The sequence below is a fragment of the Geodermatophilus sp. SYSU D01106 genome (assembly GCF_054049995.1).
The window spans coordinates 288,684-306,500 of sequence record NZ_JBJGYM010000003.1 but is presented as its reverse complement, the minus strand read 5'-3'; the positions used below and the strand labels follow the sequence as shown (position 1 = coordinate 306,500).

The window sequence follows — 17,817 nt, the reverse complement described above, 5'->3', positions numbered from 1 at the left end:
TCGGCGTCGGCGAGGAGGGCGGCCAGCCGGTCGGCCAGCGCGCCCGGGGTCAGCGGCTCCGGACCGCTCAGGGGCGGCCGTCCGCCGGGACCACGGGGCCGGGTCGGTGCGCGCCGCGCTCGACCCGCCGGCCCGGCGGGCGACGGGGGACCGGCGGCAGCACGGGCACGGGCTCGGCGGCCGGGGCAGCCGGGACGGCGGGCGTCGTCGGCTCGGCGAGCCGGTCGAGGGTCGCCATCACCTCGCGGGCGAGCTCGTGCACCGGGCGCCCGAGCGAGCGGGCCTGACCGCGCAGCACCTCGAAGGCGGTGCGCGGGGCGGTGGCGTGCCGCTCGGCGAGGACGCCGATGGCCCGCTCGGTGGCGACCCGGGCGGCGAGGGCGTGCTCGAGCTGGGCGACGGTCCGCTCCAGCGCGGCGATCCGCGCGTCGCGGGGGTCGGTGTCCGGCGCGGCGTCCCCGTTGCCGCGGGCCGCGCGGCGGGCCGTGCGGTCGGGGTCGGTGGCGCCGCCCAGCTCCTCGGCCACCAGGTCGGCCAGCGACATCCCCTCGAGCAGGTCGCCGACGTCCTGGGCGCGGCCGGGCGCGAGCACGCGCCAGCCGCCGCCGGTGCGGGCGACGACCACCGACGGGCCGTCCCCGGCGGACGTCGGGATCTCGGGGGAGGGCACGGCGTCCGAGGTCACGTCAGTGGCTCCCGTGGGGGTGACCGGCCGGCTGGCCGGGGCTCCGGCGGCGGTCACGGTCGCGACCCGCCGGGGCAGATGATGCACCGCCGGGGGTCGCGGACCGCGCAGCACCCGCCGGTCAGGCGCCGGGCTGGGAGGCGAGCTGGGACCTCACCTGGTCGATGCTCGGGTTGGTCAGCGCGCTGCCGTCGGCGAACACGAGCGTCGGGACGGTGCGGTTGCCGCCGTTGGCCTGCATGACGACGTCGGCCGCCGCGGGGTCGCGCTCGATGTCGACCTCGGCGTACTGGATGCCCTCGCGCTGCATCAGCTTCTTCAGCCGCACGCAGTACCCGCACCAGGTGGTGGTGTACATCGTCACGGCGGCGGGTGCGGCAGTCACTCGGGGTCCTCCCAGGGAGCGGTCGATCGGTCCGGGACGCGGGGCGTCCCGCCGTACGTGAACGCCCGGGGGCCGCCGGACCTTCCCTCCACAGGCGCGGGGTGTCCCGGCCGGATGTCGGCGGGGGCTGGGAGACTCGGAGCCGCACGTCCCGTCCCGTCCCCCCGAGGAGTACGACCGCATGCCGCGGACCGCCGACCTGCCCGGGTCCGCCGCCCCCTCCGCCGCCCCGTCCGCCGGGGCGGAGGCCGTGCTCGCCGGACTCGACGACGAGCAGCGCGCCGCCGCGTCAGCCGTGGAGGGGCCGGTGTGCATCCTCGCCGGCGCCGGCACGGGCAAGACCCGCACCATCACCCACCGCATCGCCTACGGCGTGCACGCCGGCGCCTTCGTGCCCGAGCAGGTCCTCGCCGTCACCTTCACCGCCCGCGCCGCCGGCGAGCTGCGCTCCCGGCTGGCCGGCCTCGGCGTCGGCGGGGTGCAGGCACGCACCTTCCACGCCGCCGCCATGCGGCAGCTGCGCTACTTCGCCCCGCGCGTGCTCGGCGGGCCGATGCCGGCGCTGGTGGAGAACAAGCTGCGGGTGGTCGCCACCGCCGCCGCCCGCGCCCGGCTGACCACCGACCGCACCAGCCTGCGCGACCTCGCCAGCGAGATCGAGTGGGCCAAGACCACCCTGGCCACGCCGGAGGACTACCCGGCGCGCGCCCAGGCCGCGGGCCGCGAGCCCCCCTTCGACGCCGCCGCCGTCGCGCGGGTCTACGCGTCCTACGAGTCGGCCAAGCAGCGCGACGGGATGCTCGACTTCGAGGACCTGCTGCTGGTCACCGCGTTCGCGCTGGAGGAGCACCCCGACGTCGCCCGGCAGGTGCGCGCCCAGTACCGCCATTTCGTCGTCGACGAGTACCAGGACGTCAACCCGCTGCAGCAGCGGCTGCTCGACGCCTGGCTCGGCGGCCGGGCGTCGGTGTGCGTCGTCGGCGACCCGAACCAGACCATCTACTCGTTCACCGGCGCCGACCCCGACTACCTGCTCGGCTTCGCCGACCGCTATCCCGACGCCGAGGTGGTCAAGCTCGAGCGCGACTACCGCTCGACGCCGCAGGTGGTGGGGCTGGCCAACAAGCTCATCGGGCAGGCGCCGGAGCGCAAGAGCATCTTCCGGCTCAAGCTGCTCGGTCAGCGGGCCGAGGGCCCCGAGCCGCGCTTCTTCGAGCACGCCGACGAGCCCGCCGAGGCCGCCGCCGTCGCGCAGGCCTGCCGCGCGCTGGTCGAGGCCGGGACGCCCGCGTCGGAGATCGCGGTGCTGTTCCGCATCAACGCCCAGTCGCAGGTGTACGAGTCGGCGCTGGCCGACGCCGGCGTGCCCTACGTGCTCAAGGGCGGCGAGCGGTTCTTCGAGCGACCCGAGGTGCGCGAGGCCGTCGTCCTGCTGCGCGGGGCAGCCGCCGGCGGCAGCGACCCCGGGATGCTGGTGCCCACCGTGCGCGACGTCCTGGCCTCCACCGGCTGGGTGGAGCACCGGCCGCCGCCCGGGGGAGCAGCGCGCGACCGCTGGCAGTCGCTGGCCGCGCTGGTCGACCTCGCCGTCGACCTCGTCGCCGAGGACCCGAGCACCGACCTCCCGCGCTTCGTCGCCCACCTCGCCGAGCGGGCCGACGCCCAGCACGCGCCCACGGTCCAGGGCGTCACGCTGGCCTCGATGCACGCGGCGAAGGGCCTGGAGTGGGACGCGGTGTTCGTCGTCGGCCTCGTCGACGGCGTGCTGCCCATCTCGCAGTCGCTGTCGCGGCCCGACGCGGTGGAGGAGGAGCGGCGGCTGCTCTACGTCGCCGTCACCCGTGCCCGTGAGCAGCTGACGCTGTCGTGGTCGCTGGTGCGCAACCCCGGCGCCAAGCGCCCGCGCCCGCGCAGCCGGTTCCTCGACGGGCTGGTCCCGGGCTCCTCGCCGACCGCGCCGGCGCCCCAGCGGAAGCCGAAGAGGGCCAAGGTCGTCCTCGAGGGCGAGGCCGGGGAGCTGTTCGAGCGGCTGCGCGCCTGGCGCAGCAGCACCGCGCAGGCCGCCTCGGTCCCGGCGTACGTCGTCTTCACCGACGCCACGCTGCAGGCCATCGCCGAGGCGCGGCCGACGAGCATCCAGGAGCTGGCGGGCCTGCCGGGCATCGGCGCCCGGAAGCTCGACCTCTACGGCGAGGACGTACTCGCGACCGTCGGGGAGTAGCCGGTCACGGAGCGTGCCCACCGCACGCTCCTCCGGCGTGGCGTCCCCCGGCACGGGGACGCGCTCGTTAATTGCGTTGCGCCGCCCGTGTGGCCTTCCCTACTGTCCTGACTGCGCCGCGGGGGACCCCGCCGGCGCGCCAGACCGAGACCGGCCCGACCGCCGGCTCCGACCCCGGGAGGAGGGGTTCCGATGATCGACATGCGCTTCGCTCTCGCCCCCGCCGGGGTCACCGGAACGGGCGGCCTCGACGTGCGTCCGGCCGGCTGCGCCGCCGGTGGCGTCCTCGTGGACGACGTCCGCTGGGCCCGTCCGCGCTACGCCGTCGTCCGGTCGATGACGCCGTTCGACCTGACCGGCACCTCCGTTGCTGCGCCCACCGCCCCGTTCCAGGGGACCGGTCTGCCCGCTGACCCGCGCGGCACCGAGCAGCCCGCCGCCACCGTCCTCGGCGGCCACCGCACCGACATCGACAACAGCACCACCCTCGGGATCCACTCCCCGGGGAGACCGCAGAGCTAGCGCTCGACCGGTCCTCCTCGAGGCCGCGGAACCCGAACCCCGGGATCCGCGGCCTTCGTCTTTCCTCGCGGCACCCGGCCCCGACCACCCGGTCGGCGGGCCCCCGCCGGCTGCGAGACGACGAGTACGAGGAGGAGCGGCAGTGCAGCAGACGATCGACCGCCCGACGTCCCACCGCCGACCCGGGCTCCCCCGGACCGGTGGCGCCACCCCGAGGACGCCGCACACGCCCCTGGCCCCGGCCCCCGTGCGGCGGCCCCTGCCATGCCGCGGGAGCGACGACCCGGACCTGTGGTTCGCCGAGAGCCCCGCGGCCCTCGAGCAGGCCAAGGTCCTGTGCGGCGACTGCCCGGTCCGCGACGCCTGCCTGGCGGGCGCGCTCGACCGCGGCGAGCCCTGGGGCGTCTGGGGCGGCGAGATCTTCGAGCGGGGCGTCGTGATCGCCCGCAAGCGTCCGCGGGGCCGTCCCCGCAAGGTCGTCGCCGCGTGAGCGGGGACGGCGACAGCGAACAGCGAGAGCACTCCCACCGGGCGCCGACGCCCGACGAGCACCGAGGACCCACGATGTACAGCTACGAGTACGACCTGGCCACCACGCGGCTCAGCGAGCTGCGCGCGGAGGCCGACACCGCCGGTCGCGTCCGGCGCCTGCGGGCCGCGCGCCGGTGGGCCCGGCGCGCGGAGTACGCCAGCCGGCGTGCCGCGCGGGCCAGCGCCGCCGTCCGCTGAGAGACGGCGATCATCCGGGGCACGCCGTGCCCCTCCCGGACGAGGCCGGGTCCCCGACGCTCCCGGTGCGTCGGGGACCCGGCCTCCTGCCTTTCTGCGGTGGGCGGACTCAGCCGCGGAAGCCGGGCAGCCACTCCTCGAGGACGCTGCGGTAGCCGGCGGCGGCGTCGAGCTGGCAGAGCACCCCGATCGAGCCGACCGTCACCCGGTGGATGAGCAGGTAGGCCGGGGGCAGGTTGAGCTGGCGTCCGAGCTTGCTCGCGTCGCTGCGCGGGTCGGCGAGCCGGGCGGCCTGCTCCTGCATCCACGCGCGGGTGAACCGGAAGGTCTCCCGCTCGATGGGCTCGAGCATCGGCCGCAGGTAGTCGAGCACGCCCTGGGCGTCGACCTGCACCCCCGGCCGGACGAAGCCCTCGGCGCGCAGGTCGGTCAGCACCTCCTCGGCGCGGCCCTCCAGCGCCCACCGCACCAGCCGGCCGATCGGCTCGGGCAGCCCGTCGGGCAGGCGGGCGGTGGCGCCGAAGTCGATGACGCCGAGCCGGTCGCCGTCGACGAGCCGGAAGTTGCCCGGGTGCGGGTCGGCGTGCAGCAGCCGGGCGCGGTGCGGCGCGGAGAAGTGCAGCTGGGCCATCAGGTGGCCGGCCCGGTCGCGCTGCTCGCGGGTGCCGTCGACGATGACGCGCGAGAGCGGGACGCCTTCGAGCCACTCGGAGACGATGACCTTCGGCGCGCTGGCCACCACCCGCGGGACGACGATCTCCGGGTCGCCGGCGTAGGCGGCGGAGAACTGCCGCTGCGCGTCGGCCTCGAGCCCGTAGTCGAGCTCCTCGACCACCCGGGCCTTCAGCTCGGCGATCAGCGGCTTGACGTCCATGCCCGGGAACACCGCGGCGAACAGCCGGGCGAAGCGGGCGAGCTGGTTGAGGTCGGCCATCAGGGCGGTGGCCGCGCCCGGGTACTGGATCTTCACGGCGACGTCGCGGCCGTCGCGCCAGGTGGCCCGGTGGACCTGGCCGATGCTGGCCGCCGCGGCGGGCTGGTCGTCGAACTCGCGGAAGCGCGTGCGCCAGGTGCCGCCGAGCTGCTGGGCGAGGACCGCGTGCACGGTCCGCACCGGCATCGGCGGCGCCTCCTCCTGCAGCTTGACCAGCGCCTGGCGGTAGGGCGCGGCCACCTCGTCGGGCACCGCGGCCTCGAACACCGACAGCGTCTGGCCGAGCTTCATCGCCCCGCCCTTGAGCTGGCCGAGGACGGCGAACAGCTGCTCGGCGGTGCGCTGTTGCAGCTCGGCGGTGACCGCCTCCGACGACTGCCCCGACAGCCGCTTGCCGATCCCGAGCGTGGCGCGACCGGCGGCACCGAGAGGCAGCGCGGCCAGGCGCGCGGTGCGCGAGATCGAGCCGCTCGGGATCCCGCGTGCGTCGTCGCTCACCGTGCCATTGTCCCCTTACGGGCGCCATCGCCGCTGACGGGACGGCCGATCTCGTCCCCGATGGAGGGGCCGGTACACCCGCACGACGGGTGCGGCGGCCAGGGGCGGCGGCGGGGGACCAGGTCCGGCGGGCGCAGCTCCAGCGCGGCGGACAGCGCCGCGGGGCTCCCGCTGCCGTCGAGGTAGGCCAGCACCTGCTGGGCGGCGACCAGGGCGGTGGCCCAGCAGGTGAGCGTCGACCCGCCGGCCGGACCGGTGCCCGTGGCGAGCTGGGCGGCGAGCAGCGGCCAGCGCGGGTCGGCGTCGCGGCGGTGCAGGTCGGCGCAGTGCAGGCAGCTGGTCACCGCGGGCACCACCAGCGGCCCGACGACGCCGGTCGTCCCGCGCACCGTGGCCACCAGGTGCGGCACGCCCGCGTCGTGCAGTCCGGCGACCAGGGGGTCCGACGCCGACCACGGCCGCGACAGGACGACCAGGTCGGGGGAGACGCCGGGCGGCAGCGGGCGCAGGTCGGCGAGCGGCGCGGCGCGGCGCACGGCGTCGGCGGCGGCCGGCCCGCGCGGGCGTCCCTCGTCGTCGGCTCCCAGCCCGCCGACGACGGCGTCCGCGGCGGTCACCACGCCGTCGTCCGCGACGACGGTCCGGCCCACGCCGCTGGCGGCCAGCAGCGCCGCGAGCGGCACGCCGACCCGCGTGGCGCCGTCGACCACGACCGACGCCGCCCGACGGGCCCGCCAGCGCCCGGCGCCCGGCCGCGCGGCCGTCAGTTCGGCGGTGGTGCGTGCGGCGGCGGCCGGCCCGGCGTCGGAGGCCAGCAGGTCGGCGGCATCGAGGTCGGCCAGGGCGCCGGCGTCGCGCAGGGTGTCCAGCAGCGCGCCGACCGGGCCGGGGTCCAGCCCGGCCGCGGCGGCGTCGGCCAGGACCGCGCGGCGGGTGCGGCGTCCGTCGAGACCGCGCAGGAGGCCGCTCAGGGCGGCGGGGTCGGTGCCGGTGAGCACCGCGCCGGGACCGTCGACCCCGCCGACCTGGAGGGCGTCGGGGGCGCGGTGCAGCAGCGGCGTGCCGGGCGGCAGGAGGGGATGGGCGTCGGGCACCGGCGCAGGGTGCCAGCGGCCGGCGTCGACCCGCCCGCGCTGTCCACAGGCCGGGCAACGGCGACGGCGGCGCCCGCCGTGCGGGCGCCGCCGTCGCGGAGCGGCTTCCGGGAGGCCGGTCAGGCCTTGCCGAGGATCCGGTTCATCTTGGTGCCGCAGACCGGGCAGGTGCCCTGGGCCATCCGGCGGCCGGACTCGCTGACCTTGACCTCGCCGTCGAAGTCCCGCTTCTCCTTGCACTTCACGCAGTAGCCGTTGTAGCTCTCCGCCACGGTCCGTCTCCCCTCCGGATGCTCGACCCCCGCTCCGGGCGCCCTCGTCGCGGAACGCTACCCGGACGGCACCGTCCGACCCGGCGCGGCAGGGGGTCCGCAGGGCCCCGTCCCCCACAGCCTGTGGACAACTCTGTGGGCAGTGTGGGGACCCGGCGGCGTGTCCCTGTGCGCGGACCGGGGACGGGGCGGGGGAGGGGGCCGGCCTCACCCTCGGGAACGGCGCCGTCACCTGCGATGACGCCGCTGCCGGAGCTGTGGACGGGGGGTGGCCCGGCGGGGCGCCCGGCTGTCCACCGTCCGTGCGACTCGTACCCGAGCGGGTGGCTCCCCCGGGCGCGTCGGGGAGGGGCGGGCAACTACGGTCCTCCCGTGCCCGGAACGACCCCCGACTCCTCGCTCGACCCGGCCTCCGCGCTCGGGCCGGTCGAGGTCCGCCGCAGCGCCCGGCGCCGCCGGACGGTGACCGCCTACCGCGAGTCCGGTCGCACGGTCGTGCTCATCCCCGCCGCGTTCACGCCGGCGGAGGAGCGCCGCTGGGTGGCGCAGATGGTGGCCAAGCTGCAGACCCGCGAGGAGCGCCGCCGCCGGTCGATGGGCGGCGACGACGACCTCATGGCCCGGGCACGGGCCCTGTCGGAGGCGCACCTCGACGGCGCCGCCCGCCCGGCCAGCGTGCGGTGGGTGGACAACCAGCAGCGCCGCTGGGGCTCGTGCACCCCGGCCGACGGGAGCATCCGGCTGTCGAGCCGGCTGCGGACGATGCCCGCCTACGTCGTCGACTACGTGCTCGTCCACGAGCTGGCGCACCTGCTCGAGGCCGCGCACGACGCACGCTTCTGGGCGCTGGTGGCGCGCTACCCGCAGGCCGAGCGGGCCCGCGGGTTCCTCGAGGGCGTGGAGTCCGCCCGCGCCGACGGTGTCGCCCCGGCCGGGGACGACGACCTCGTCGACTGAGCCGTGACATCGTGATCCTCCGGATCACACCGCGGCCAGGTGCCGTCCCCGGCGTGCGCTGAGCCCAGTCCGCCGCTCGATCGCGGGAGCCTCCGGCCCCCACTCCTCACGGCGCTGAGCGCAGCGTCGTCCTGCCGGCCGACACCGCGGCCAGGTGCCCGGAAGGACCTCGGTGCCCCCCGCGCCTCGCGAGTTCGGCGCGGGCCCCTGCACCGAGGCCGATCGACGCGCTGAGCCGCTGCGAGCCCTCCTCGCGGAGGCCTCCGGCCCCCACTCGTCGACTCAGCGGGCGGGGGAGTCCCCGTCCTGACCGTCGGCCGGGTCGTCCGTGTCGTCGGCCGCACCGCCCTGTGCCTCGGCCTCCTCGGTCAGGGCGCGCAGCTCGTCGTCGACGCCCTGGCGGGCCACGAAGTCCAGCGGCTCGTCGAGGTCGTCGGACGTGGGCAGCAGGTCGGGGTGCGACCACAGCCGGTCGCGCTCGGCCGACCCGTACCGCTGGGACATGGCGCCCCACACGGTCGCGGCGTCGCGCAGGCGGCGCGGGCGCAGCTGCAGCCCGACGAGCGTGGCGAACGTCTGCTCGGCCGGACCGCCCGAGGCGCGCCGCCGGCGCATGGTCTCGGCCAGCGCGCCGTGGCCCGGCAGCCGCTCACCGGCCGCCGCGGCGACGACGGCGTCCACCCAGCCCTCGACGAGCGCGAGCAGGGTCTCCAGCCGGCGCAGCGCCATCTGCTGCTCCGGCGTCTCCTCCGGCTCGAGCAGGCCGCTGCCCAGGAGCTCCTGGATCGCCTCGGGGTTCGACGGGTCGAAGCCGCCGCCCATCGAGCCCATCGCGTCGTTGAGCCCGCGCTCGATCGCCTCGCGGTCGATGGTGATGCCGCGCGCGTAGGCGTGGACGGCGTCGTGCAGCTGCTGGCGCAGCCACGGCACGTGCGCGAACAGCCGCAGCGACGCCGCCTCGCGCAGGGCGAGGAACAGCCGCACCTCGTCGGCCGGGCGGTCGAGACCCGAGGCGAACTCCGCGACGTTCTGCGGCACCAGCACCCCGGACCCGGCCGGCGCCAGCGGCAGCCCCACCTCGGTGCCGGTGAGCACCTCGCCGGCCAGCCGGCCCATCGCCTGGCCGACCTGGGCGCCGAACATCAGCCCGCCCATCCGACCCATTATCCCGGCCAGCGGCCCGGCCATCGCCATGGCCTCCTGCGGCAGCGCGCTGGTCATCGCCGCGACGACCTTCTCGGCCAGCGGGTCGATCAGCCGGCTCCAGGCCGGCAGCGTCTGCTCCACCCACTCCACGCGCGACCAGGCCACCGCGCGGTCGACGCCGGAGGGCAGGTCGGTCACCTGGTCCAGCCACAGGTCGGCCAGCCGCAGCGCCTCGGTGACGGCGGCGCGCTCGGCCTCCGACGTCGGCTGCGTGCCGGTGGCCAGCCCGCTGATGGCGCCCTGGCGGGCCAGGTCCCAGTTCACCGGGCCGCCCGACCAGTTCATGAGCTTCTGCAGCTCGGCGAACAGCGGCATCTTGCCCAGCAGCTCCTCGGGCGTGCCGCCGGCGCCACCGGCCCCGAACAGCGCGGAGAACCCGAACGGGTCGTTCGGGCTGGGCTGGTCGCGGCGCTCGGGGTCCCGGTCGGGGAGCCCGAAGCCGAACGGCACGTCGCTCATGCCCCCACGGTAGACGCGTGATCACGCCGTCGCGGGCGGATCGGGGGCCCGGCTGTCCGCCGTCAGCGGACGCCGCCGGCAACACCACCTAGGCTGGCCGGTCGTGACCCGTCGCGTCGCCGTCCTCGCCGTCGGTGTGGTGCTGCTGCTGGTGGCCGGGGTGCTCGGGGCGGCGCTGCCGGTGCCCTACGTGGCCCAGGTGCCCGGACCGACCTTCAACACCCTCGGAGACATCGACGGCGACCCCGTGATCAGCGTCCGGGGCCGCGACCGCAACGAGGTCAGCGGCAACCTGAACCTCACCACCGTCGGTGTCAGCCGCGCGGGCCTGAGCCTGGTGGAGGCGGTCCGCGGCTGGTTCGACGACGAGATCAGCGTCGTCCCCGAGGAGTCGGTGTACCCGCCCGACCAGACCGAGGAGGAGATCGAGCAGGCCAACCGGCAGGCCTTCCTCACCTCGGAGGAGTCGGCGGAGGCCGCGGCGCTCGGTCAGCTCGGCTACCCGGTGAAGGTCGTCGTCCGCGGGTTGTCCGGGGACGACTCGCCGTCGGACGGCCTGCTGGAGGAGGGCGACGCGATCGAGTCGGTGGCCGGTCAGGCCACCCCGGACTCGGCCACGCTGACCACCGTCCTCGGCGGCATCGCGCCGGGCGCCGAGGTCGAGGTGGGCTACACCCGCCTCGGCGAGCCCGGGACGGCGACCCTGACGACGGCGGCCGCCGAGGGGCGCGCGGGCTCGGTGCTGGGCGTGCTGGTGACCGAGCAGCCCTCGGCGCCCTTCGACGTCGACATCGACGTGGCCGACGTCGGCGGCCCCTCGGCGGGCCTGATGCTCACGCTCGGCATCCTCGACCTCGTCGGCGACACCGACCTCACCGAGGGCGCCGTGGTGGCCGGCAGCGGCACGATCGACGCCGAGGGCACCGTGGGCCCGATCGGCGGCATCCAGCTCAAGATGGTCGCGGCGCAGGAGATCGGTGCCGAGCTGTTCCTCGTGCCGGCCGACAACTGCGCCGACGCACTCGGCTCCCCGGCCGCCGACCTGACCCTGGCGCGGGTGGCGACGCTCGACGACGCGCTCACCGCCCTCGAGGACGTCCGCGCCGGGCGCACGCCGCAGGGCTGCTGACCCGGCCCCCGGCACGGGACGCCCCGCGTGGGGGATGCTGTCGGCCAGCACGGGCCCCGCCGGGGAACCCGGTGCCGCGCCGGACGTTGGTCGGGGCGACACCGGACCGTCCGGCGGACCGGTGTCCGCGCCGTCGTGGCGGCGCGTGTCCGACCGCACGCGGTCGCCCCACCGCGGTGACGCACCTCCCGGTGTGCCGCCGCACCTGCAACTGAAGGAGACCGCTCGTGGCCATGCGGCCCCCCGTGTCCGTGCCGACGCTGTCGCGGCGCGCGAAGGTGGTCATCGGGTCCATCGCCGTGCTGCTGGTGCTGTTCACGGCCATCGGGACGCTGACCAACGTCTACGTCGACTACCTCTGGTTCGACGAGACCGGGTTCACCGAGGTGTTCTGGACCGAGCTCCAGACGCGCGCGCTGCTGTTCGCCGTGGCCGGCGTGGCCACCGGCGGACTGACCGCGCTGGCCGTGTACCTCGCCTACCGGTTCCGCCCGGCCTTCCGGCCGATGTCGCTGGAGCAGCAGAACCTCGAGCGCTACCGCCAGTCGCTCGAGCCGCGCCGCACCCTGGTGCTCACCGCCGTCGCCGTCGTCGTGGGCCTGTTCGCCGGGTTCACCGCGCAGGGCAGCTGGGAGACCTGGCTGACCTTCCGCAACTCCGTGCCGTTCGACCAGACCGACCCGCAGTTCGGGCTCGACCTGTCGTTCTTCGTCTTCGAGTACCCCTTCTACCGGCTGCTGATCAGCTTCGGCTTCGCGATCGTGCTGCTGGCGCTCATCGGGTCGCTGCTCACGCACTACGTCTTCGGCGGGCTGCGGCTGCAGACGCCGGGGCAGAAGCTGACCGGCGCGGCGATGGTGCAGCTGTCGGTGCTGCTGGGCCTGTTCGTGGCGCTCAAGGCCGTCGCCTACTGGTTCGACCGCTACGACCTCGTCTACTCCGACCGCGGCGAGCTGTTCAGCGGCGCGAGCTACACCGACGTCAACGCGCTGCTGCCGGCCAAGACGATCCTGGTCTTCGCCGCCGCGTTCTGCGCCATCGCGTTCTTCGCCAACGTCGTCGTCCGCAACTTCCGGCTGCCGGCCGCGGCGCTGGTCCTGCTGCTGCTGTCGAGCCTGGTGATCGGCGTGGCCTACCCCGCGATCGTGCAGCAGTTCGTGGTCCGCCCGAGCGCCAACGAGCGGGAGGCCGCCTACATCGAGCGGGCGATCGCCTCGACCCGCGAGGCCTACGACCTCACCGAGGTCGACTACATCGACTACGCGCAGCAGACCACCGGCGACGACGCCGACACCGAGTCCGCCTCCGGCGAGCTGCGCGACGACCAGGCGACGATCCCCAACGCCCGCCTGCTGGACCCCAACGTCCTGTCGGACACGTTCACCGCGCGCCAGCAGATCCGCAACGTCTACGGCTTCCCCGACAAGCTCGACATCGACCGGTACACGGTCGACGGCGAGACGCGCGACTACGTGGTCGCCGTCCGCGAGCTGGAGAGCGGCAGCCTGTCGGAGAACCAGGACACCTGGATCAACCGGCACACCGTCTACACCCACGGCAACGGCTTCGTGGCCGCGCCGGCCAACCAGGTGGTCACCGGCCAGGAGGGCGGCGAGCCCAACTTCACCAGCCGGGACCTGCCCACGGTCGGCGACATCGACGTCGAGCAGGGGCGCATCTACTACGGCGAGCTCATCGAGGACTACTCGGTGGTCGGCGCGCCGGAGGGGGCGAACCCGCAGGAGTTCGACCGGCCCGAGGACGGCTCCGAGGGCGAGGTCAACAACACCTACGACGGCGAGGGCGGCGTCGCGATCGGCAGCTTCTTCCGGCAGCTGACCTTCGCCATCTACTACCGCGAGCGGAACTTCCTGCTCTCCAGCGCGGTCAACGACGCCTCCCGCGTCCTCTACGTCCGCGACCCGCGCGAGCGGGTGGAGAAGGCCGCGCCGTTCCTCGAGGTCGACGGCGACCCGTACCCCGCGGTCATCGACGGCCGGGTCACCTGGATCCTCGACGGCTACACGACGTCGGACGCCTACCCCTACTCCGAGCGCATGGAGCTCGGCGAGGCCGCCGCGGACGCGCTCACCGGCCAGGGCACGACGGCGCTGCCCAACGAGCAGTTCAACTACATCCGCAACTCGGTCAAGGCGACCGTCGACGCCTACGACGGCACCGTGCGGCTCTACGAGTGGGACGAGGAGGACCCGGTCCTCAAGGCGTACGAGGCCGCGTTCCCCGGTGTCATCGAGCCGCGCGAGGACATGAGCGAGGAGCTCGTCAGCCACGTCCGGTACCCGGAGGACCTGTTCAAGCTGCAGCGGGACATCCTCACGCGCTACCACGTGAGCAACCCGAGCGACTTCTACCAGCAGAACGACCGCTGGGCGGTGCCGACCGACCCCACGCAGTCGGAGGAGACGCAGGCCACCGGTGAGGCCCAGCCGCCGTACTACATCCTGGCCGCGCGGCCGGGGGAGGACGGCGCGACGTTCCAGCTCACCAGCGCGCTCAACGCCTTCCGCCGGCAGAACCTCTCGGCGTTCATCTCGGCGTCGAGCGACCCGGACAGCTACGGGTCGATCCAGGTGCTGCAGCTGCCGGGCAACACGCCGTTCCGCGGGCCGCAGCAGGTGCAGCAGTCGTTCAACACCAACGACCAGGTCGCGCGTGACCTCACGCTGTTCAACAGCGAGGACTCGCAGGCGGTGTTCGGCAACCTGCTGACCCTGCCCATCGGCCGGAACGGCCTGCTGTACGTGCAGCCGCTCTACGTCGAGGGCACGGGGGAGAACTCCTTCCCGCTGCTGCGCAAGGTGCTGGTCAACTACGGCGGCTCGGTGGGGTACGCCAACACCCTGTCCGAGGCGCTCGACCAGGTCTTCGGCGCCGGCGCGGGCGACACCGCGACCGACTCCGACGACGCGGACTCCACGCCCGACCCGCAGGAGCCGACGACGCCGACCACGCCGCCGGCCGACCCGTCGGCGCCGGCCGACCCGACCACCCCGCCGGACGGCGGCGGCACGTCGACGCCGGAGCTCGACCAGGCGGTGTCCGACCTCGACGCGGCCCTGCAGCGGCTCGAGGACGCGCAGCGCTCCGGCGACTTCGCCGCGCAGGGGCAGGCGCTGGCCGACCTGCAGTCCGCCGTCGAGGCCTACGAGGCGGCGCAGGCCGCGGCGGGCTCGGCGGCCCCGGCGTCGCCGACCGGCTGACGCCTCCCGCACGGCAGTCCGGGCCCCGGTCCTCCTCGCGAGGGCCGGGGCCCGCTGCCGTGCGGGGCTCGCTGCCCTCCGGGGCCCGCTGCCGTCCGGGGCCGCATGGCCGCCCGCCGGCCGCTAGGGAAGGCTGTACGCGGCCGACGCGCGCGAGCAGGAGGACACATGCGGATCAGCGAGACCCCGGAGTGGCGGGCCCTGGCCGAGCACCACGGCGAGATCAAGCACCGGCACCTGCGCGACCTCTTCGCCGAGGACCCGCAGCGGGGCACGGACCTGGTCGTCACGGCCGGCGACCTGTACCTCGACTACTCCAAGAACCGGATGACCCGCGAGACGGTGCGGCTGCTCGCCGCGCTGGCCGACGCCGCCGGTCTGCGGGAGCGCACCGAGGCGATGTTCCGCGGCGAGCACGTCAACAGCACCGAGGACCGCGCCGTGCTGCACGTGGCGCTGCGCGACCCGCGGACCAGCGGCCTCGACGTCGACGGGCACGACGTCAACGCCGAGGTGCACGAGGTGCTCGGCCGGATGGCGTCCTTCGCCGACCGGGTGCGCGGCGGGGAGTGGACCGGGCACACCGGCGAACGGATCCGCGCGGTGGTCAACATCGGCATCGGCGGCTCCGACCTCGGCCCGGCGATGGCCCACCAGGCGCTGCGCGACTACTCCGAGCGGTCGATCACCGTCCGGTTCGTGTCCAACATCGACCCGGCCGACCTCGCCGAGGCCACCCGCGACCTCGACCCGGCGAGCACGCTGTTCATCGTCGCGTCCAAGACGTTCACCACGCAGGAGACGCTGACCAACGCCCGCGAGGCCCGGCGCTGGCTGCTGGAGGGGCTCGGCGGCGACGAGGCGGCGGTGGCCAAGCACTTCGCCGCGGTGTCGACCAACGCGCAGAAGGTCGCCGAGTTCGGCATCGACACCGAGAACATGTTCGGCTTCTGGGACTGGGTCGGCGGCCGCTACTCGTTCACCTCGGCCATCGGGCTGTCGCTCATGGTGGCCATCGGCCCGGAGCGGTACCGCGAGCTGCTCGACGGCTTCCGCGCCGTCGACGAGCACTTCCGCACCGCGCCCTGGGAGGAGAACCTGCCGGCGCTGCTCGGGCTGATCAGCGTCTGGTACGTCGACTTCTTCGGCACCCAGACGCAGGCCGTGCTGCCGTACTCGCAGTACCTGGCGCGGTTCCCCGCCTACCTCCAGCAGCTGTGCATGGAGTCCAACGGCAAGTCGGTGCGCCTCGACGGGTCGCCGGTCGACGTCGCCACCGGCGAGATCGTGTGGGGGGAGCCGGGCACCAACGGGCAGCACGCGTTCTACCAGCTGCTGCACCAGGGCACGGTGCTCGTGCCGGCGGACTTCCTCGCCTTCGCGCAGCCGAACGACCTCGCCCACGGCAGGGACCTCGACGGCATGCACGACCTGTTCCTGTCCAACTTCCTCGCCCAGCCGCGCGCGCTCGCCTTCGGCCGGACCGCCGAGGAGGTCGCCGCCGACGGGACCGCCGCCGACGTCGTCCCGCACAAGGTCATGCCGGGCAACCACCCGTCCAACGCGATCGTGGCGCCGAAGCTGACGCCGTCGACGCTGGGGCAGCTCGTGGCCACCTACGAGCACCGCGTCTTCACCCAGGGCGTGGTGTGGGGGATCAACAGCTTCGACCAGTGGGGCGTGGAGCTCGGCAAGGTCATGGCCAACGAGCTGGCGCCCAAGCTGCAGAGCGAGGGTGCGCCGGACTACGACTCCGACTCCTCGACGAACGCCCTGGTCAGGCTGCTGCGGGAGGGTGCCGGCCGGCCGGCCTGACCGGCCCGGCGGCCCCCGTCTGCGGCCGCCGTCCCCGCGGGGTACAGTGGTCTCACCGACGCGGGGTGGAGCAGCTCGGTAGCTCGCTGGGCTCATAACCCAGAGGTCGCAGGTTCGAATCCTGCCCCCGCTACTCGCACGACGAGGGCCCCGGATCACCCGATCCGGGGCCTTCGCCGCGTCCGGGGCCGGCCCGCGTGGCGCGCCGGGCGAGGGGGCGACGGAGGTCACCGGAGGCCCGCGTCGACGGCCCCCGGAGGCCGTGTAGAGTGATCCGTACCGACGCGGGGTGGAGCAGCTCGGTAGCTCGCTGGGCTCATAACCCAGAGGTCGCAGGTTCGAATCCTGTCCCCGCTACTGGCACGAGGGCCCCGGAGCACACCGCTCCGGGGCCCTCGTCGTTCCCCCGGAACAGGAGCGGCCCGGCGCCGGTTGGCGCACGGCATGGAGCCGACCGTCCACGACGCCCCCGACGCCGACCGCTACGAGATCCGCGACGGCGACCGCCTGCTCGGCCTGGCCGCCTACCAGCGGCGTGGCGAGACGGTGGTCTTCACCCACACCGAGATCGACCCGGACTCCGAGGGCTCGGGCCTGGGCGGCACGCTCGTCCGCGCCGCGCTGGACGACGTGCGGGGCCGCGGCGGTTCCGTCGTCCCGCAGTGCTCGTTCGTGCGCGGCTGGATCGAGCGCCACCCGGAGTACGGCGACCTGGTGGCGCGCGACTCCTGACGCGCGACGCCGCGGCCCGCCTGGTTGGGTGGACCGTGTGCGCGTCCTCGTGGCCGGGTGGTTCAGCTTCGACGAGGTGATCGCCACCGTCGGCGACGAGCTGGGCGGGGACGTCGTCGCCGGCTGGCTCACCGAGCTGGGCGTGCCGTACGACGTCGCCGTCGCGCCGTTCCTCGAGGGCGGCGCGGACGGCCGCGGCGTCGACTGGCGCGACGTCGACCCCGCGGGCTACACGCACCTGGTGTTCGTCACCGGGCCGGTCCGCGACTCGCCGCTGCTGCGCGAGCTGACGGGCGCCTTCGCCGGCTGCCGGCGCCTCGCCGTCAACGTCTCGGTGGTCGAGGAGGCCGGGCGGGCGCTGTTCGACGAGGTGTGGGAGCGCGACGCCGACGGGATCGCCCGCCCCGACCTCGCCGCCGACGGCCCGGCCGACACCGCACCGGTCGTCGCGGTGGCCTTCACCCCGGCCCAGGCCGAGTACGGCGACCGGAGCCGCGCCGACGGGGTCCGCGAGGAGATCGAGGAGTGGCTGGCCGCCCGGCAGCTGCCCTGGTTCGAGCTCGGGATGGACATGTACGAGAAGCCGCACCCCCGGCGCCCGGCCCAGGTGGAGGCGCTCATCGCGCGCGCCGACGTCGTGGTGAGCATGCGGCTGCACGGGCTGGTGCTCGGGCTCAAGGCCGGCCGGCCCGTGGTGGCCTGCGACCCCGTCGCCGGCGGCGCCAAGGTCACCCGGCAGGCCGGCGCCCTCGGCTGGCCGCTCGTGGTGCCGGCCGAGGAGGTCGGCGTCGCGGCCCTCGACGCCGCGCTGACCCGCTGCCTGTCCGGCGAGCTCGACGGCGTGGTGGCCGCGGCGCGCGAGCGCGGGCGGCGCGGCGGCGCGGAGGCCCGCGCCTGGCTCACCGGGCGACTCGGCCGGTCCTGAGCCGGCCGACGCGCCCGGGTGTGTTGCCCCTCA

General features: G+C 75.3%; 16 protein-coding genes and 2 tRNA genes. 12 read left to right on the top strand and 6 right to left on the bottom strand.

Going from position 1 to position 17,817, the window contains the following annotated elements; genetic code table 11:
- Nucleotides 1-67 precede the first annotated feature (67 nt).
- Both ACI78R_RS05365 and ACI78R_RS05360 read right to left on the bottom strand, forming a co-directional pair.
- On the bottom strand, nucleotides 68-685 hold the full coding sequence (locus ACI78R_RS05365; RefSeq protein WP_083628820.1) for an ANTAR domain-containing protein: 618 nt from the start codon (nucleotides 683-685) through the stop codon (nucleotides 68-70).
- A 121-nt stretch (nucleotides 686-806) separates the two neighbouring features.
- Complete coding sequence (locus ACI78R_RS05360; protein ID WP_217651293.1) at nucleotides 807-1,070, bottom strand: mycoredoxin; 264 nt, start codon at nucleotides 1,068-1,070, stop codon at nucleotides 807-809.
- Between the two features lie 181 nt (nucleotides 1,071-1,251).
- Between ACI78R_RS05360 and ACI78R_RS05355 the strand changes: the two genes are divergently transcribed.
- The 4 genes from ACI78R_RS05355 to ACI78R_RS05340 all read left to right on the top strand — a co-directional run bounded on the left by ACI78R_RS05355 (nucleotide 1,252) and on the right by ACI78R_RS05340 (nucleotide 4,542).
- Nucleotides 1,252-3,291, top strand: coding sequence for an ATP-dependent helicase (locus tag ACI78R_RS05355; RefSeq protein ID WP_073421611.1), 2,040 nt, complete (start codon nucleotides 1,252-1,254; stop codon nucleotides 3,289-3,291).
- A gap of 192 nt (nucleotides 3,292-3,483) precedes the next feature.
- Nucleotides 3,484-3,813, top strand: coding sequence for a hypothetical protein (locus tag ACI78R_RS05350; protein ID WP_073421612.1), 330 nt, complete (start codon nucleotides 3,484-3,486; stop codon nucleotides 3,811-3,813).
- Between the two features lie 247 nt (nucleotides 3,814-4,060).
- A complete protein-coding gene (locus ACI78R_RS05345) occupies nucleotides 4,061-4,303 on the top strand; it encodes a WhiB family transcriptional regulator (protein WP_281248093.1) in 243 nt (80 codons plus the stop codon).
- 74 nt (nucleotides 4,304-4,377) lie between these two features.
- Nucleotides 4,378-4,542: a hypothetical protein gene (locus ACI78R_RS05340; protein ID WP_175562909.1), complete on the top strand. Its 165-nt coding sequence runs from the start codon at nucleotides 4,378-4,380 to the stop codon at nucleotides 4,540-4,542.
- Nucleotides 4,543-4,651: 109 nt separating this feature from the next.
- Here the strand turns inward: ACI78R_RS05340 and ACI78R_RS05335 are convergent, their stop codons facing one another.
- The 3 genes from ACI78R_RS05335 to ACI78R_RS05325 all read right to left on the bottom strand — a co-directional run bounded on the left by ACI78R_RS05335 (nucleotide 4,652) and on the right by ACI78R_RS05325 (nucleotide 7,340).
- Nucleotides 4,652-5,974, bottom strand: coding sequence for an ABC1 kinase family protein (locus ACI78R_RS05335; protein WP_073421613.1), 1,323 nt, complete (start codon nucleotides 5,972-5,974; stop codon nucleotides 4,652-4,654).
- Complete coding sequence (locus tag ACI78R_RS05330; RefSeq protein ID WP_073421614.1) at nucleotides 5,971-7,068, bottom strand: ThiF family adenylyltransferase; 1,098 nt, start codon at nucleotides 7,066-7,068, stop codon at nucleotides 5,971-5,973. The genes ACI78R_RS05335 and ACI78R_RS05330 overlap by 4 nt, the downstream gene beginning before the upstream one ends.
- A gap of 119 nt (nucleotides 7,069-7,187) precedes the next feature.
- Nucleotides 7,188-7,340, bottom strand: a complete 153-nt coding sequence (locus tag ACI78R_RS05325) for a DUF5679 domain-containing protein (RefSeq protein WP_012950213.1) — start codon at nucleotides 7,338-7,340, stop codon at nucleotides 7,188-7,190.
- Between the two features lie 372 nt (nucleotides 7,341-7,712).
- Between ACI78R_RS05325 and ACI78R_RS05320 the strand changes: the two genes are divergently transcribed.
- Nucleotides 7,713-8,297 (top strand): M48 metallopeptidase family protein, encoded by a 585-nt coding sequence (locus ACI78R_RS05320; protein WP_457039889.1) that lies wholly within the window; start codon nucleotides 7,713-7,715, stop codon nucleotides 8,295-8,297.
- Nucleotides 8,298-8,579: 282 nt separating this feature from the next.
- Here ACI78R_RS05320 and ACI78R_RS05315 read toward each other — a convergent pair whose 3' ends face one another.
- Entirely contained in the window at nucleotides 8,580-9,962 is a 1,383-nt protein-coding gene (locus ACI78R_RS05315; RefSeq protein WP_457039888.1) for a zinc-dependent metalloprotease, read from the bottom strand.
- 103 nt (nucleotides 9,963-10,065) lie between these two features.
- Here ACI78R_RS05315 and ACI78R_RS05310 point away from each other — a divergent pair, with 103 nt between their 5' ends.
- The 7 genes from ACI78R_RS05310 to ACI78R_RS05280 all read left to right on the top strand — a co-directional run bounded on the left by ACI78R_RS05310 (nucleotide 10,066) and on the right by ACI78R_RS05280 (nucleotide 17,784).
- Nucleotides 10,066-11,091, top strand: a complete 1,026-nt coding sequence (locus tag ACI78R_RS05310) for a YlbL family protein (RefSeq protein WP_457039887.1) — start codon at nucleotides 10,066-10,068, stop codon at nucleotides 11,089-11,091.
- 233 nt (nucleotides 11,092-11,324) lie between these two features.
- The gene (locus ACI78R_RS05305) at nucleotides 11,325-14,312 is read left to right on the top strand and encodes a UPF0182 family membrane protein (protein ID WP_457039899.1); all 2,988 of its coding nucleotides are present in this window, start codon (nucleotides 11,325-11,327) and stop codon (nucleotides 14,310-14,312) included.
- A gap of 168 nt (nucleotides 14,313-14,480) precedes the next feature.
- Nucleotides 14,481-16,127, top strand: coding sequence for a glucose-6-phosphate isomerase (gene pgi / locus ACI78R_RS05300; RefSeq protein ID WP_457039886.1), 1,647 nt, complete (start codon nucleotides 14,481-14,483; stop codon nucleotides 16,125-16,127).
- A 59-nt stretch (nucleotides 16,128-16,186) separates the two neighbouring features.
- Nucleotides 16,187-16,260 (top strand) — tRNA-Met (locus tag ACI78R_RS05295).
- Nucleotides 16,261-16,410: 150 nt separating this feature from the next.
- Nucleotides 16,411-16,484, top strand: a tRNA-Met gene (locus ACI78R_RS05290).
- 87 nt (nucleotides 16,485-16,571) lie between these two features.
- Nucleotides 16,572-16,859 (top strand): GNAT family N-acetyltransferase, encoded by a 288-nt coding sequence (locus tag ACI78R_RS05285; protein WP_073421620.1) that lies wholly within the window; start codon nucleotides 16,572-16,574, stop codon nucleotides 16,857-16,859.
- A gap of 28 nt (nucleotides 16,860-16,887) precedes the next feature.
- Complete coding sequence (locus tag ACI78R_RS05280) at nucleotides 16,888-17,784, top strand: polysaccharide pyruvyl transferase family protein (RefSeq protein ID WP_457039885.1); 897 nt, start codon at nucleotides 16,888-16,890, stop codon at nucleotides 17,782-17,784.
- Nucleotides 17,785-17,817: the final 33 nt, after the last annotated feature.

What these genes read in the sequence shown, in the direction of transcription:
- ACI78R_RS05355 (WP_073421611.1), top strand. Translation starts at nt 1,252, where the DNA reads ATGCCGCGGACCGCCGACCTGCCCGGGTCCGCCGCCCCCTCCGCCGCC.
- ACI78R_RS05350 (WP_073421612.1), top strand. Translation starts at nt 3,484, where the DNA reads ATGATCGACATGCGCTTCGCTCTCGCCCCCGCCGGGGTCACCGGAACG.
- ACI78R_RS05340 (WP_175562909.1), top strand. Translation starts at nt 4,378, where the DNA reads ATGTACAGCTACGAGTACGACCTGGCCACCACGCGGCTCAGCGAGCTG.
- ACI78R_RS05315 (WP_457039888.1), bottom strand. Translation starts at nt 9,962, where the DNA reads ATGAGCGACGTGCCGTTCGGCTTCGGGCTCCCCGACCGGGACCCCGAG.
- ACI78R_RS05305 (WP_457039899.1), top strand. Translation starts at nt 11,325, where the DNA reads ATGCGGCCCCCCGTGTCCGTGCCGACGCTGTCGCGGCGCGCGAAGGTG.
- pgi (WP_457039886.1), top strand. Translation starts at nt 14,481, where the DNA reads ATGCGGATCAGCGAGACCCCGGAGTGGCGGGCCCTGGCCGAGCACCAC.
- ACI78R_RS05285 (WP_073421620.1), top strand. Translation starts at nt 16,572, where the DNA reads ATGGAGCCGACCGTCCACGACGCCCCCGACGCCGACCGCTACGAGATC.